The organism is Psychrobacter sp. GW64-MNA-CIBAN-0177, assembly GCF_040309585.1.
In the GTDB taxonomy this organism is placed as follows: Bacteria; Pseudomonadota; Gammaproteobacteria; order Pseudomonadales; family Moraxellaceae; genus Psychrobacter; species Psychrobacter okhotskensis.
In genome coordinates this window covers 117,388-132,117 of record NZ_JBEOOY010000004.1, presented here as the reverse complement: position 1 = coordinate 132,117, position 14,730 = coordinate 117,388, and the positions used below count along the sequence as shown (strand labels likewise).

Annotated in this window: 13 protein-coding genes and 2 tRNA genes; 8 read left to right on the top strand and 7 right to left on the bottom strand. The window is 44.4% G+C overall.

Annotation, left to right across the window (positions count from 1 at the left end):
- Positions 1 to 29: 29 nt before the first annotated feature.
- The 3 genes from ruvX to recN all read right to left on the bottom strand — a co-directional run bounded on the left by ruvX (position 30) and on the right by recN (position 3,120).
- On the bottom strand, positions 30 to 560 hold the full coding sequence (gene ruvX, locus AAEY79_RS04425) for a Holliday junction resolvase RuvX (RefSeq protein ID WP_374189988.1): 531 nt from the start codon (positions 558 to 560) through the stop codon (positions 30 to 32).
- Positions 561 to 600: 40 nt separating this feature from the next.
- Positions 601 to 1,164, bottom strand: a complete 564-nt coding sequence (locus AAEY79_RS04420; RefSeq protein ID WP_025652597.1) for a YqgE/AlgH family protein — start codon at positions 1,162 to 1,164, stop codon at positions 601 to 603.
- Positions 1,165 to 1,431: 267 nt separating this feature from the next.
- A complete protein-coding gene (gene recN, locus AAEY79_RS04415) occupies positions 1,432 to 3,120 on the bottom strand; it encodes a DNA repair protein RecN (RefSeq protein WP_201607559.1) in 1,689 nt (562 codons plus the stop codon).
- Between the two features lie 629 nt (positions 3,121 to 3,749).
- Here recN and AAEY79_RS04410 point away from each other — a divergent pair.
- A complete protein-coding gene (locus AAEY79_RS04410; protein ID WP_010197725.1) occupies positions 3,750 to 4,085 on the top strand; it encodes a pyrimidine/purine nucleoside phosphorylase in 336 nt (111 codons plus the stop codon).
- A 200-nt stretch (positions 4,086 to 4,285) separates the two neighbouring features.
- Entirely contained in the window at positions 4,286 to 5,056 is a 771-nt protein-coding gene (rlmB, locus tag AAEY79_RS04405; protein WP_025652595.1) for a 23S rRNA (guanosine(2251)-2'-O)-methyltransferase RlmB, read from the top strand.
- Here the strand turns inward: rlmB and coaE are convergent.
- From coaE to pilB, 4 genes are all read right to left on the bottom strand, one after another.
- Positions 5,019 to 5,711: a dephospho-CoA kinase gene (gene coaE, locus AAEY79_RS04400; protein ID WP_025652594.1), complete on the bottom strand. Its 693-nt coding sequence runs from the start codon at positions 5,709 to 5,711 to the stop codon at positions 5,019 to 5,021. The two genes, rlmB and coaE, sit on opposite strands and share 38 nt — an antisense overlap.
- Positions 5,712 to 5,771: 60 nt before the next feature.
- Entirely contained in the window at positions 5,772 to 6,671 is a 900-nt protein-coding gene (locus AAEY79_RS04395; RefSeq protein WP_025652593.1) for an A24 family peptidase, read from the bottom strand.
- Positions 6,672 to 6,696: 25 nt separating this feature from the next.
- Positions 6,697 to 7,920: a type II secretion system F family protein gene (locus AAEY79_RS04390; protein ID WP_025652592.1), complete on the bottom strand. Its 1,224-nt coding sequence runs from the start codon at positions 7,918 to 7,920 to the stop codon at positions 6,697 to 6,699.
- A 250-nt stretch (positions 7,921 to 8,170) separates the two neighbouring features.
- Positions 8,171 to 9,880 carry a type IV-A pilus assembly ATPase PilB gene (gene pilB, locus AAEY79_RS04385; protein WP_025652591.1) on the bottom strand — a complete coding sequence of 570 codons (1,710 nt, stop codon included), beginning with the start codon at positions 9,878 to 9,880 and terminating at the stop codon, positions 8,171 to 8,173.
- 347 nt (positions 9,881 to 10,227) lie between these two features.
- Here pilB and tpiA point away from each other — a divergent pair, with 347 nt between their 5' ends.
- The 6 genes from tpiA (at position 10,228) to nusA (ending at position 14,642) form a co-directional block, all read left to right on the top strand.
- On the top strand, positions 10,228 to 11,028 hold the full coding sequence (gene tpiA, locus AAEY79_RS04380) for a triose-phosphate isomerase (protein WP_201566971.1): 801 nt from the start codon (positions 10,228 to 10,230) through the stop codon (positions 11,026 to 11,028).
- A 223-nt stretch (positions 11,029 to 11,251) separates the two neighbouring features.
- Positions 11,252 to 11,560: a preprotein translocase subunit SecG gene (secG, locus tag AAEY79_RS04375; RefSeq protein WP_025652589.1), complete on the top strand. Its 309-nt coding sequence runs from the start codon at positions 11,252 to 11,254 to the stop codon at positions 11,558 to 11,560.
- Between the two features lie 215 nt (positions 11,561 to 11,775).
- Positions 11,776 to 11,860, top strand: a tRNA-Leu gene (locus AAEY79_RS04370).
- A gap of 124 nt (positions 11,861 to 11,984) precedes the next feature.
- Positions 11,985 to 12,061: transfer RNA gene (locus tag AAEY79_RS04365), tRNA-Met, on the top strand.
- A gap of 459 nt (positions 12,062 to 12,520) precedes the next feature.
- A complete protein-coding gene (rimP, locus tag AAEY79_RS04360; RefSeq protein ID WP_025652588.1) occupies positions 12,521 to 13,021 on the top strand; it encodes a ribosome maturation factor RimP in 501 nt (166 codons plus the stop codon).
- Positions 13,022 to 13,157: 136 nt separating this feature from the next.
- Positions 13,158 to 14,642, top strand: a complete 1,485-nt coding sequence (gene nusA, locus AAEY79_RS04355; protein ID WP_201566973.1) for a transcription termination factor NusA — start codon at positions 13,158 to 13,160, stop codon at positions 14,640 to 14,642.
- The last annotated feature ends 88 nt before the right edge of the window (positions 14,643 to 14,730 follow it).

Genomic DNA, 14,730 nt, shown 5'->3' with positions numbered 1-14,730 from the left:
GCTATTGTAACAGCAAGCTAGTCGCTAATTTAGTCTGCTTTGATGGCATCGATGGCGATACTGCTACTGGGATCAGCAAAATAAGTCGACATCAGGATACAAGCAGAGATGTCATCGATGGGGTCGCGCTCATGCTTAATCCAGCCATTATCCCACGCGATCTCACGCGCCGCCACTGAAGTTAGGCGTTCATCGCAGAGGCTTACTACAACTGGCAGGTGCTGTTCCATGACTCGATGCGCTAGGCGACGGGCAAATTTGTGCGCGCGCTTCGACAGCATTGAGCTGCTACCATCCATATTAAGCGGCAACCCCACCACCACTTTTGTCACGCCCCATACCTTGATAATACCCAGTAGATTATCCCAATCAGGCTGGCCATTATTCATCGCTAAGATATCAAAAGCACGCGCGGTTTCGGTGATAGTGTTACCTAGCGCCATGCCCATTTTTTTGACGCCATAATCAAGCGCCAAAATAAGATGCGGCTTAATAACTGGTTCCACCATAGTCGTATCGGCAGTTTCGATTTCAGTGCTAGTTTCAGACTCTACCATCATTATGCATACTTCCTATTTTCATACTTATTGAGCTTCTGACTCAAGCGTGACCAATATCGCTACTTAAATAGTCAAAATTAACCCCAATCTTATCGGCAGCGATTTGCCAGCGTTCTTCAAATGGCGTATTAAACAATAAATTCAGATCAGCAGGACAGACGAGCCAGTCGCCACTAGCAAGCTCTTGGTCGAGTTGTTTTTTGCCCCAGCTGGCATGACCTAAGCACAGCTGATAATGACCAACGCCTTGACCGGCGGCGATACGCTTCAAGATATCTTGACTGGTAGTGATACAGACGTTTTCTGAGATGGCAAAAGACGATGCCCATTCTGGTTGACCTGTATGCAGGACAAAGCCGACCTCGGGATACATTGGACCACCTTCTAATGCCACATCTTCCATCACTTGCGGATCGGTGACTTCAATGTCTAAATCCTCTAGTAGTTTGCCCACGCGCGACTGCTCTAATGGACGATTGACCATCAGACCGAGGGCGCCATGTTTGTCATGACGACAGATATAAATCAGCGCCTGCTCAAACCGTGGGTCTGACAGCTCGGGTGCCGCGATTAAGAAATGATGGGTCAAATTGGCTTTAGACATAGCAACAAACGCAACCTAATAATAAAGGTGAAATAATAGAGAAGACACACCACTATATGGTGATAATGAGGGGGAAATCAACCGAGGCCAACAATCGCCATACGTTAGCCAGCAGTTATCTTTTTATAAATGATGGATACTTATAATCAAAATATCCTAAAAACGCTATGGTATTGCTGATATCAATTTTTTGCAGCCTCTGTCTGCGTAGGCACAGTAAGCAAGAAAAATTGATATCAGCAGTGCGCGATGTATCGATATGACTTTTCACTGACTATATTTTACATCAGACAATAGACTACGGGCATGATCACGGGTGACGTCAGTGATGGTCACACCGCCCGACATACGAGCCAACTCATCGACTTGCGCGCTGTCAGTCAATATTAACAGCTCACTTTCAGTCTGTTCGTCATGGTGTTTTTGTACCAAGATATGCTGATGCGCTTGCGCTGCGACTTGCGCCTGATGGGTAATGGCAAGTAGTTGCTGCGTCTGCCCAAGCTCGCGTAAGAGCTCACCGACCACTTGTGCGGTGCCGCCACTGATACCAACATCGACTTCATCAAATACCAACATTGGCTTAGCGGCATTATTATCGGCATTGGTCGCTTGCAATACTTGCATGACCAGCGCCATCCGCGACAGCTCACCGCCTGAGGCAATCTTATGTAGCGGCTGCATCGGCATACCAACGTTGGCACTAAACAATAAATCAATATCATAGCAGCCTTGCGCACTATATTGGCTTGGATCGGTCTTCTTAGTAAAGACAAAATCGCAGCGGGCGTTGGGCAGGGCAAGCGGTTTTAATTGCTTAATCAGCTGCTTACTGACAGTTGGTGCCGCTTTTGTTCTTTCTTTATTTAGTTGGGTTGCTAGCGTCAGATACTCTTGCCATGCTTGTTCAATTTGCGCTGCCATGGCATCACTGCTTGGTTCGTTTTCCAGTTGCTCTAATTGCGCTTCCCAGCCTTTGGCCTCATCGATTAAGTCGCTCGCTGGCAAGCTATGCTTACGTGACAAGCGGTGTCCAAGACTGATTAAATTGTCTAATGCTTGCAAGCGCTCTGGGTCAGGCAGTTGTTGCTCGGCATAATCTGAGAGTAGAGCGGTCACCTCAGTGATTTGCTGCTGTGCTAAATGTAGCTGCTCGGAAGCTTGCTCAAAGGTTTGACTAACCCCCAGCTGATGATCACAGAGCTTGATGGCCTGTCCTAATAAGGTCATGACGTCAGGCTCATCGGTATCATTGTCGAGTAGATGAAGACCGTGACTGGCCTCTTGCATTAACGCTTCGATATTAGACAGCTCTTCGTGCTCCGCTTCGACTTCCGCATAATCAACCGCCAGTAATGGGGCAATATCAGCCAGCTGACTTTGCAATAGTTGGATTCTATCTTGACGCTGAGCTTCGCGGCTGGCAATGTCATCCGCACGGCGTTTAAGCTGCTGATAAGCTTGATAGCTGCTAGCCGTTTGTGCCGCTAGTGGCGTGATTTGTGCCATCTCATCGAGCCATTGCACCACAAACTGCGGCTTAAGCAACGCTTGCTGAGCATGTTGGCTATGGATATTAACCAGTAATGCACCCAAACTTTTAAGCTCTGCCAAGCTCACTGGCGTGCCATTGAGCCATGCTTTGGAGCGCCCTGTGTTGCTCAATTGACGACGAATCAATACTTCCGGCTCTTCTAGCGCTCGCTCATTTTTGGCAAACCATTCAGCAACAACATTGTTATTTTCCACATCGAACTGCGCATAAATATCCGCATTTGCAGCGCCATGTCTGACCATCGCACTGTCTGCACGCTCGCCTGCACATAAGGATAGCGCATCTAGTAATAGCGACTTACCAGCCCCTGTCTCACCAGTAATGACATTAAAGCCTTCAGCCACACTCAGCTCATGCTGAGCAATCAATGCAAACTGATGTAAAGTTAATGATACAAGCATCAACGCCTCTCATGACAGACAATCAACCTCACATAAAAGCATGGGAGGTCATATCTAAAATAGGGTAAATAAAGAAGTAAAATGGTAGGGGTAATAGTACTAAATAGACAATAGCCATTGGTAAATAGTATGGTGTCAAACGCTATTAAATACAAATTTTAAAGTCGTCAAATACTGCGAACTAACTAGGAAAGACTATCATAAAAATTCAATAAGCCTATGATAAAAAAGCAGTTAACCGTCTTAATAATCGCCTTAATAGCTATCATAAGCGTGATAATGAGCGACTGTCATAATAAGTTGTTATCATTAAACAGCAATCGTCATAATGGGGCGCAACGTATATACACTATAGGCATCAGTCGATGGCTGCAAAGCGAATGGTTAAGAATTATTCAGCCTAAAAACGCAACAAAATTTTCATTGGTCCTGTAACAAACTTTATAGATATAATGTGGTAGCATAATCTCACATAATGATAAACTCTTACCACTAGATTTTTAGCCATTGTGCGACATAGCGTGTTTTTACTATAGTGCAAAATGCGTAGTACAACCTAGGTAGAGTAAGCAGTTCAATACGTTACTTATTTTTTAGTTTGGCAATAATTATTTGATAAGGAAGCCACTATGACAGCGGCGCAATTTACCAGTGTGACAGTCAATGCCCAAGCCACGATATCTTATGATGGTCGTTGCTCAAGCCATACCATTATGTTCGAGGATGGTCGGCACAAAACATTAGGTGTGATTTTACCTTGCGACAATTTGGTCGAGCATTATCACTTCAGTACCAATACCTCCGAGCGTATCGAAATTATCAGCGGCGAGTGTGAAGTCAAAATAAATGGTGATGAAGAGTTCAGCTACTATCGCGCGGGACAATCATTCGTCGTTGAAGGCAACAGTGGCTTTAACTTACGCACAGAGGAAATCGTGCAGTATATCTGTCATTTAGAAGGTTGATACTATTACCAGTTAAAGGTTCCAAAAGACAGTTTATAGCGGCTTAGCCCTCAAAAAGAAATAAATCTTGCGATAAGGTTTATTTCTTTTTTTTGGTGACATTATTTTGTTTAAGCCCTTGATTAATTGCTACAATTATTGTCATATCTCCCTTTTCTATCGCAGTGTGCGATAGCCACCTTATAACCGGCAGTCCTATTATGGCAAAACCCATTTATTTCTATGGCATTCATGCTATTGATGCGTTACTCGAACATCGTCCTCTTGATGGCCTTAGCTTGTTTGTACAGCAAGGGCGCGAGAGCGACAGTCATGTCAAAGCGATTATGGCGCAGGCAGCAGATAATGGCATCAGCATTCAACCGACGCAAAAAGACAAGCTCACGCAACTGTGTGGTAGCCCGCAGCATCAAGGTGTGGTGCTGAATGCACGACCGTTAGGTTTCGCTGATGAAGGCTTGCTTGATATTATCATCGGCCGTGAACAGTGTCTGCTATTGGTTTTGGATCAAATCACCGATGCGCATAACTTTGGTGCGTGCTTGCGTACCGCCGTTGCCATGGGTGTTGATGCGGTGGTTTGTCCAAAACATCATGCGGCGAGCCTCACGCCTACGGTTGCGAAAGTGTCGGTAGGGGCGGCAGAGATGATGCCTATTGTTAGCGTTACCAATTTGGCACGCACGCTGACGCAAATCAAAAATGCCGGCGTCTTTGTATTCGGTACAGCACTCAATGCAGAGGCGAAGCCGATACATGAGGCAGACTTGACAGGTAAAACAGCTATTATTATGGGGTCAGAAGGAGAGGGCATGCGCCGCCTGACGACGGAGAGCTGTGATGAGCTGGTTTATATTCCGATGTCAGGCAATGAGCATGGCAACTTACAAAGCTTAAATGTAAGCGTTGCCACGGGCATGGCGCTATATGAAGTTAATCGGCAGCGTACTTTAGCTGCTGGGCAAGCGTAAGATAGCTCTGATGTAGTGGCTCTAATTTTAGGTAGAGATCAGCCAAATTACCATCATTAAGTACGACATCATCAGCGTGCTGATTCCGCTCTTCGCGGCTTAGCTGATTGACCATGATGGCTTTAATCTTTTGTACGCTTTGTTCATCTCGCTGGCTGGCACGGGTCAGCTGGGTGTCCACCGCCGCATCCATGACCAAAATACGCTGGCATAAATTGGCCAGCCCTGCTTCCGCCGCTTCGATGAGTAGTGGCGCTGACAACACCACATAAGGTGAGGTGCTTTCGGCCAGCTGTAGTTTTGCCGCCTCACGTATCGCTGGATGGGTAATCGCTTCTAGCTCAATCAGTGCTTCTGGATAAGTAAAAACATGCGTTCTTACCGCTGCCCGATCCATATCTCCTTTTTCATTCACTACCCAATCACCAAACTTCTTCTGGATTTTGCGTAGCGTTGCGCTGCCTTTGGCAACGACTTGATGGGCAATGACATCGGCATCAATAATATCAATGCCTTGCTCAGCGAACCAATCACTGGCGGCAGATTTACCACTACCGATGCCCCCGGTTAGACCTACTACTAGCGTCTTGCTTTTCTTTTGCAGGCTTTGTGGTTGATGAGAATAAGGCGAAGCTGTTGTGGCATATTTTGACATAATAATGACTTATCTAACGGATAGAATGGCAGTAATAAACTGAGAAAATAGTTTGTGACCCTAAGTATACATGCCCAAGTACCAACTGACGATATCTGAGCCATATAATAAAGCAACAATACCAGCCACTGCGATATAAGGACCAAAGGCAAAAGGCTTACTCTCACCTTGTTTTTTCATCAAAATCAGGCCAACGATTGAGCCGAGTAGGGAAGACAATAAAATAATTAATGGTAACATCATGGGCCCAAGCCAAGCACCCAGTACTGCTAGGAGCTTAAAGTCACCTTGTCCCATGCCATGTTTTTTGGTGATAAGGAAGAATACTTTGACCACTATCCATAATGATAAAAACCCAAACAACAAGCCCCAAATAGACTGAGTTGGTGAGACGAACCAGCTTTGTGAATTGACGGCCAATCCTAAACCCGCTAACGGAAAGGTTAGGCGATCTGGCAGTAGCTGGGTATCAAAATCGATACCCGTTAATGCCACTAGCGTCCATACTAAAACTAAGGCGGACAACCCAGCGGCACTGACCCCAAACTGATAGATGACCAGTATGGATAACAAGGCAGTGACGAGCTCAACCAAAGGATAACGCAGACCGATAGCAGCATTACAGTTTGAGCAGCGCCCACGTAACAGCAGCCAGCTTATTAAGGGTACGTTCTCATACCACTTTATTTTGTGCGCGCAGTGAGGGCAGCGCGACGCTGGTCGACTCAACGTAATAGGGGTATCCGCTGCGACGATATCGGTCAGTGGTATGGTATGCTCTTGCGGCATGTCTGCTTGCTGCGCCATAAATTGACTACATTCTTGACGCCAGCTATAGACCATCATCAGCGGCATACGGTGAATCACCACATTTAAAAAACTGCCCACACAAAGGCCCAACAGACCAAATACGACTAACGCTACCGTCATATTACTTTGTAATAATTCTATAAATTGCATTAAATCGCTGTCCTTTCCGTCATCTTTAACCTACCACTGAGCCCATTTGGAAGATTGGCAAATACATCGCAATCACCAAGCCACCGACCAAAACCCCCAACACAGCCATAATCATAGGCTCCATCAGACTGGTCAAGCCGTCGACCGCATTGTCGACTTCGTTTTCGTAATAGACCGCTACTTTATCTAGCATTTCTTCTAAGCTACCAGACTCTTCACCGATACCAACCATTTGAATGGCCATACTTGGAAATAGATTGGTAGAGCGTATCGAAAACTGCAATTGTTGACCAGTAGATACGTCATTTTTGATTTGCTGCGTCGCATTATAAAACACGACGTTATTAGTGGCGCCAGCAGTCGAATCTAGGGCGTCGATAAGGGGTACACCAGCGGCAAAGGTGGTAGATAAGGTACGAGCGAAACGCGCGATAATGGCTTGATAAGCAATATTGCCAAATATTGGTATTTTTAATACGGCACGGTCTAAAAAGTCTCGGAATTTCTTAGAGCGTTTTTTGGCTTCTGAAAAACCAATAATCGCCCCACCAATGAGAATAATCAAAATAAACCACCACGCCTGCATCCATTCAGACATGCCAACGACCATTTGGGTAAAGGCAGGGAGCTCTGCGCCAAAAGATTCAAATAAGTCTGAGAATACAGGGACTACTTTGATAAGCAGAATCATGGTAACGATAACAGCGACGACAATAACCGCGATAGGATATTTTACCGCTTTTTTAATTTTGGCTTTTAATAATTCGCTTTTTTCTTTATAAGTGGCAACCCGCTCCAGCATGGTCTCAAGCGCACCTGATTGCTCGCCAGAGTCGACGAGCGAGCAAAACAGATCATCAAAATAGCGTGGGTGTTTACGCAAGGCTGAGGCAAAAGTCCCACCGGCTTCGATATCGGCTTTTATTTGCAAAACCAGTTCTTTCATACTGGGATTATCCAATGAGTCCGCGACAATCTCAAAGGACTGGGTCAATGGCACGCCCGCTTTCATCATGGTTGCCAATTGACGGGCAAAGATGGCAATATCAATAGGTTTGATGGGTTTTTTGAAGGTGTAGAGGGGCTTGGGCTTTTTCTTGATACCTTTGACGGTGATGCCTTGTTTGCGCAGAGTAGCTTTTGCCAGCTCTAGGCTACGACTGGTGGTTTCGCCCTTTACTTTTTGTCCGCGTCGATTTACCCCGTCATAGACAAAGTCTAACAGCATGTCGGTCTTCGCTTTTGCCATGTTACTACCCTCAAGATTTGTCTAATATAGATATTGCAAAGAAATACAACGATGCCTAACTTATTACACAAAGATGGCATACTTTATTTTAACGTAAAAAACCAGTATAACTCTGTTTTATTTTTAAGTACATCTGAGTAAGTATTATTGCTGGTTTATAAAAATAACGCCATTCGAAGTCAAGACTATTTAAAAGCAATGCTATCAATGCCTAGAGAGTAGAAATAATAAGGCGATTTAGCGTTCATCATTATTCAGAGGTAACGCGCATCATTTCTTGAATACTGGTCACGCCTTGTAAAACTTTTAACACCCCAGAGCGGCGCAAGTCTCGAAAGCCATTTTTGAGAGCCGCATCTTTGATATCAATTGCGTTGCCATCTTCCATGATAATCCGAGAAATATCAGGGCTGACTTTCATCACCTCGTAGATACCTACACGGCCTTTATAACCTTCGCGGCATTCGTTACAGCCTACGGGTTCATAGATGACATTGTCTGGGTTGTCTAAATCGGTGTCAGTAAAGCCAAGCTCAAGCAAGCTTTGCCGTGGCACGTTGATGGGTTTTTTACAGTTTTTACATAAGCGCCGTGCTAGGCGCTGGGCGATAACCAAGTTCACTGACGTGGCAATGTTAAAGGAAGCCACACCCATGTTGCGTAGGCGGGTCAAGGTCTCTGGTGCTGAGTTGGTATGCAGGGTCGAAAGCACCATATGGCCGGTTTGCGCAGCCTTAATGGCAATCTCTGCCGTTTCAAGGTCACGAATCTCACCCACCATTACGATGTCAGGATCTTGACGTAAGAATGACTTTAGCGCATTGGCGAAAGTCAGCCCCACTTTAGCATTCACGTTGACCTGATTAATGCCTTCGAGGTTAATCTCGACCGGATCTTCGGCAGTGGAGATGTTCGTTGCGCCTGTGTTCAAAATGTTAATGCCGGTATAGAGTGACACCGTTTTACCAGAACCAGTCGGACCAGTAATCAGTAGCATACCTTGCGGTTTATGCAACGCTTCCAAAAACATGTCTTGTTGGTCAGGCTCATAACCAAGAGCCTCGATACCGAGCATGGCGGATGACGGGTCCAAAATACGCAATACAAGCTTTTCACCAAACAAGGTCGGTAATGAGTTGACCCGGAAATCGATGGCTTTATTTTTAGATATTTTGAGCTTAATGCGCCCATCTTGTGGTATGCGGCGTTCTGAGATGTCCATCTGTGACATCACCTTTAGCCGCGCTGCAATTTTGCTAGCGAGCTGTACTGGCGGGTTGGCCATTTTTTGCATGACACCGTCGACACGGAAGCGAACACGAAAGCTTTTTTCATACGGTTCAAAATGCAAATCTGAGGCGCCCATACGAATGGCGTCGACCAGCATTTTATTGACAAACTTTACGACAGGCGCTTCATCGATATTATCGCTAAGCTTGGTTTCACCTTCCTCTTCTTCACCGTCTTCAAAGCCAATATTTAAGTCACTGTCAGAAAAACTATCAAAACTTTGCATGGTATCGGCATACAGACTCTCGATACGTCTTTTTAGCTTATCTTCTTCGACGACGACGGTTTCAATAGAGAGGCGAGAGTTAAAGGCAATCGCATCAATGGCGTCTATACGTGTTGGATCGCTTAAAGCAACAAATAAGCGCTGCCCACGCTTAAAGAGGGGAAGGGCGTGAAACTTGCGTACAATTTTTTCATCGACCAAATCTTTTGGAATGACATCTGCACTGATTGCGTCAAGATCAAAGAGCGGATCGCCAAAAGCCTGTGACAGCATTTGTGCCAGTTGATAAGCATTGGCTAATTTATTGTCTACCAAATAAGGTACGAGCCCGATTTGCTGTTGCTGCGATTCTGTCTGCGCAGTTTTCATATGCGCTTCGCTTACGATACCTTCGCTAATCAGCTGCTGGGCTAAACCACCGTATTTATTGGCTGTGATAGACATAATGACCTCTCTTTGATATCGAATGTTTTGCTAAAACCCGCTTGCTAAGTATTTGAGTATTTGAGTATTTAAGTATTTAAGTATTGATGGTTTTCATGAGTAGCTCTTAATCATTAATTATCGTCAATGTTGGTTAAAGTCGTTTGAGATAAGTAGTTTTAAGCGGCTGTTATTTTTTAGTATTCATAGTAGTGACTGTATTTTTTTAAGCTTTATATAGGGTATGCCACTATATATAAGCCATTTTGCTTCAGCTCGCACTATACTATAGCACTTGTGAAATATTTGTTATACTGGCGCGCATATGAGCCGAATTGGCAGGAATACATGAGACAAGGTAGATGAGTATGCAAGCTTGGGTAATTGGCAATTGGAAGCAAAATCCAGCAACGAGCCACGACGTCAATGTGCTACTAGATGACTTATTAACTGCCGTTGATACCGAAGAGCAAGTGGTCAAAAATAGCTGCAGGTTAATAGTGGCACCCAGTTGTATTCACTTGGCTGCTGTCAGCGTCCGTTTAAAAGATACCTCAGTGCTGTGTGCAGCGCAAGATATTAGTGCGCATAGTGCGAACACTGGTGCGTATACGGGGGATTGTTCCGCGCAGCAAGTGGTTGATGCTGGTGCAACTTGGACGATACTTGGTCACTCTGAACGCCGTCAATACCATCAAGAGTCTCATGAGTGCTTGCTGCAAAAGCTGACTCATGCGCTGACGCAAAATTTGGGCGTGGTATTTTGTATTGGTGAGACCCAAGCACAATATGATGATAAGCAGACGTTGACAGTCATTGATACGCAGTTGTCAGTTATCAAAGACTTGCTCGCGCAACAGCCCGAGCTTACTGCCTCATTGTCTGAGCGCTTAATTATTGCCTACGAGCCAGTATGGGCGATTGGGACGGGTAAAGTGCCAACCGTGGCAGAGGTGAGCGCCACGCATCAACATATTAAGCAGACGGTTGCAGGCTTCGCTGATTCATTGGACACGGTGACCGTACTATATGGTGGTAGTGTTAATGTCGATAACGCCGATAGTTTTGCGGCAGACCCTATGATAGATGGCGCATTAGTCGGCGGCGCGTCATTAAAAGCAGAAAGTTTTTTAGCGATTGCCGAGGCCTTTAGCCGTGCTATGGCTTAATAAAATTAAATAAAACATCCATTTAACAAATATTGAATGGCCACCTTATTCAAAAAATGTCTTTATCAGTTGGCAAAAGTGGGTTTAACAGTGCCCTTGCAATCGTGTACAATGCGCCTTATTTATATAATCGATTTGGCGTCATTACACGCTAAGCGCTATTATTAACCCCTACGATTTATTTTTCGTTATCAGTCGTCATTACGCGGCAAAAGAGGCCACCATGTTTACGTTTATATTAGCCCTGCACATTATCGTGGCAATTGCCATGATTGGCTTGATTTTGATACAGCATGGCAAAGGGGCAGACGCTGGGGCTTCTTTTGGCGCTGGTTCCTCAGGTACCGTATTTGGCGCTGCTGGGACCGCAAACTTTTTGACGCGTGCGACGGCAGTGTTAACCGTGATATTTTTTATCACCAGTATGACGCTGGCTGTACATGCGCGTAAGCAGGCAGAAGATCAGTTTCGTTTAGATGCGCCCGTGTCAGCACCACAAACGCCGCGCCCGTTAACGCAAAATCCTCAGTAGTTATTTTTTTAAAACGCTATCTCTAGAAACGGTATCTTTAATAACTGTTTTTTAGTATTCATTTTTAATCATTGTCTTTTAATGAAGGCAGCGCTTGCTATTTTAAGGCGTTAGATTTACAATGCTTTTTCTGTTTTTACAGTCTGATTCTATCGATGCCTACCTTAAGCATCTATTACGATAGATTAGACAGCAAAAGTAAAGCAGTGAAAAATGCGATTGTGGTGGAATTGGTAGACACGCCATCTTGAGGGGGTGGTGGCGCAAGCTGTGGGGGTTCAAGTCCCCCCAATCGCACCAAGTTTTATGGACGCTGCATAGCGTCAGGTTGGATTTTTTGGTAGCAAACGTTTGATTTAGACTTTATTTAAAATAAACGTTGACACTTCTACAAAACCTCCCTATAATATGCGTTCTAGATTGATGCGGGGTGGAGCAGTCTGGTAGCTCGTCGGGCTCATAACCCGAAGGTCGTTGGTTCAAATCCAGCCCCCGCTACCACTTTTTATACTGATGTTTTGTACACTAAATTTGTCAGTAACGATTAGCCCACCATTATGCTTGTGGGTTTTTTTGTATCTGCTGCTCGGTGTTATCGCGGTATCTATCCTACTTATGCTAAGCTCTAAGCCTATAGAGTACGATACTATTCGTTACTGGGCGTCACTTGCTGCTACCAGCGCGATGATTCGTAAGCACACTATCTTTTATTCCTCACTCTTTTATCGATAGTACTGCTTTATGAATAATAAAAGCATTGTTTGGCTGAGCTTGATGTTTTCTATGCTCATCCTTATATAAACGCACAACGCATCTTAATAGATGTTTGTGGTTTAACATAATGACCGTGACTTATATTCATTAATAATAAATCAATATTCGTTAATAATAAATCAAAGTTGATACAGTTACGGTTTACTCAATAAGATAGATAAGTGAATAGGAAAATATAAATAGATTATGAAGCTTTCGACCAAAGTTACAGAACTGACCAAGATTATTGCCCCCGCCGTTGCTGCTTGTGATGTGGCATTATGGGGCATTGAATTTGCACCGCAAGGCAATCGCTCTTTATTACGTATTTATATTGAAGCTTTGCCAGAAGAGCAAGCCCAAGATAAGCAAGTAACCATTGAGAACTGTGCGGCAGTGAATCACCAAGTAAGCGGTATTCTTGAAGTGCATGACCCTATTGCTGGTGAGTACATTTTAGAAGTGTCATCACCTGGCTTTGACCGTGCGTTCTTCTCAGATGAGCAGATGCATGGCTATGTGGGTCAAACAGTGAGCTTGCGTTTGATACAAGCTATTGGTGAAGGCGATCAAAAACGCCGCAAAGCAACAGGTACTTTAGACAGTATCGATGAGACGTCTCTAAAGCTGACATCTGCTGATGGTGAGCAGTTCGAAATTGCTCTGAGTAATATTGATAAAGCCCACTTGATTTATGAAGATGTCTAATTGCAATATTCAATGGTAATGTAGTATTAATCAATATTTTGACCCCTAAATAGCGTATAACTGACGGTGACAATACAACGTCAATATGCCAATTATAAAATTTAAGTCAATTATAAAATGATAGGACAGGTATAGCATGAGTCGTGAAATCTTAACGGTAGTAGAAACTGTCAGTAATGAAAAGGGCTTAAATCCTGAAGATATCTTTGAAGCAATTGAAGACGCTTTAGTGGTATCGACTAAGAAAAAAGTATATACCGAGCAGCCAGAAGTGGCTGTACGGGTAGCAATCGACCGTGCAACTGGCGATTACGATACTTATCGTTACTGGACAGTGGTTGCAGATGAAGACCATGAAATGCCAGCTTGTCAGCTTGCTATCACCGATCTTGATCAGGAAGAATGGTCAATTGGTGATATTAAAGAAGAGCAAATTGAATCAATCGAATTTGGTCGTATTGCTGCTACTCAAGCCAAACAAGTCATCATCCAAAAGATTCGTGAAGCTGAGCGTGCACTAGTTGCAGACGCTTTCGAGCCGCGTGTTGGTGAGATGATGTATGGCGAAGTCAAAAAACAGACTCGTGATGGCTATATCATCGATTTAGGTGACAATGCTGAAGGTTATTTGTCACGCGATCAAATGTTACCACGCGAACAACTCCGTGCAAAATCTCGTATCAATGCCATTTTATATCATGTCAACCGCGAAAATCGCGGTGCACAGTTGCTTTTGTCACGTACCCATCCCGAAATGCTCTCAGCTTTGATGCAAAAAGAAGTGCCTGAGATTGCCGAACAAATTATTGAAATTCGTAACGTCGCTCGTTTGCCGGGTACTCGTGCTAAAATAGCGGTCAAAACCAACGATCATCGTATTGATCCGGTTGGCGCTTGTATTGGTATGCGTGGTACGCGTATCCAAGCGGTTCAGCAAGAGCTTGATGGTGAGCGTATTGATGTGGTGGTTTGGTCAGATGATCCAGCCCAATTTATCATCAGCTCTTTAGAGCCTGCGGATGTTAGTAGTATCATCCTAGATGAAGACATGCAGACCGCTGATATCATCTTTAGCACCAACGATCAGCTAGCGCGCGCCATTGGCTCACAAGGTCAAAACGTCCGTCTGGCCTCTGAGCTAACGGGTTATAAGCTCAATATGATGCTAGAAGAAGAGTATCAGCAGCGCCAACAAAACGAATCAAAAGCGTTCATCGAGTTATTTTATGAGCGCTTAGAAGTTGATAAAGATTTGGCCCAAGCGCTCGTCGATATTGGTTTTACCAGTATTGAAGAAGTGGCTTACGTACCGGTCGAAACCTTCTATGACATCGAAGGTCTCGACGACGAAGCGATCGACATGATTCAAGAACGTGCTAAAGAAGTCGTCATCGCTGATGAGCTGGTTAAACAACAGAACATGAAAGAGCCAAGTCAAGAACTGCAAGATCTTGAAGGAATGACGGTCAGTTGGGCTTATAAAATGGCACAAAAAGACATCATTACCGTTGATGACTTGGCAGAACAAGCCGTCTTCGATTTAGAAGATATCGAAGGATTAGATACCGAAACCGCAGGAAAACTCATCATGAAAGCTCGGGAATCTTGGTTCAATGAATAAGCGGTAACTGCATATCGCTGTCTTTTAGTGATATGCTATCGATAATAAAGTGCTGGTATTTATGTCGCATCATCAAATGCAACACAAC

Excerpts from the sequence above, each read along its gene's own strand:
- ruvX (WP_374189988.1), bottom strand. The coding sequence starts at position 560 with ATGATGGTAGAGTCTGAAACTAGCACTGAAATCGAAACTGCCGATACG.
- AAEY79_RS04420 (WP_025652597.1), bottom strand. The coding sequence starts at position 1,164 with ATGTCTAAAGCCAATTTGACCCATCATTTCTTAATCGCGGCACCCGAG.
- recN (WP_201607559.1), bottom strand. The coding sequence starts at position 3,120 with ATGCTTGTATCATTAACTTTACATCAGTTTGCATTGATTGCTCAGCAT.
- AAEY79_RS04410 (WP_010197725.1), top strand. The coding sequence starts at position 3,750 with ATGACAGCGGCGCAATTTACCAGTGTGACAGTCAATGCCCAAGCCACG.
- rlmB (WP_025652595.1), top strand. The coding sequence starts at position 4,286 with ATGGCAAAACCCATTTATTTCTATGGCATTCATGCTATTGATGCGTTA.
- coaE (WP_025652594.1), bottom strand. The coding sequence starts at position 5,711 with ATGTCAAAATATGCCACAACAGCTTCGCCTTATTCTCATCAACCACAA.
- AAEY79_RS04395 (WP_025652593.1), bottom strand. The coding sequence starts at position 6,671 with ATGCAATTTATAGAATTATTACAAAGTAATATGACGGTAGCGTTAGTC.
- AAEY79_RS04390 (WP_025652592.1), bottom strand. The coding sequence starts at position 7,920 with ATGGCAAAAGCGAAGACCGACATGCTGTTAGACTTTGTCTATGACGGG.
- pilB (WP_025652591.1), bottom strand. The coding sequence starts at position 9,880 with ATGTCTATCACAGCCAATAAATACGGTGGTTTAGCCCAGCAGCTGATT.
- tpiA (WP_201566971.1), top strand. The coding sequence starts at position 10,228 with ATGCAAGCTTGGGTAATTGGCAATTGGAAGCAAAATCCAGCAACGAGC.
- secG (WP_025652589.1), top strand. The coding sequence starts at position 11,252 with ATGTTTACGTTTATATTAGCCCTGCACATTATCGTGGCAATTGCCATG.
- rimP (WP_025652588.1), top strand. The coding sequence starts at position 12,521 with ATGAAGCTTTCGACCAAAGTTACAGAACTGACCAAGATTATTGCCCCC.
- nusA (WP_201566973.1), top strand. The coding sequence starts at position 13,158 with ATGAGTCGTGAAATCTTAACGGTAGTAGAAACTGTCAGTAATGAAAAG.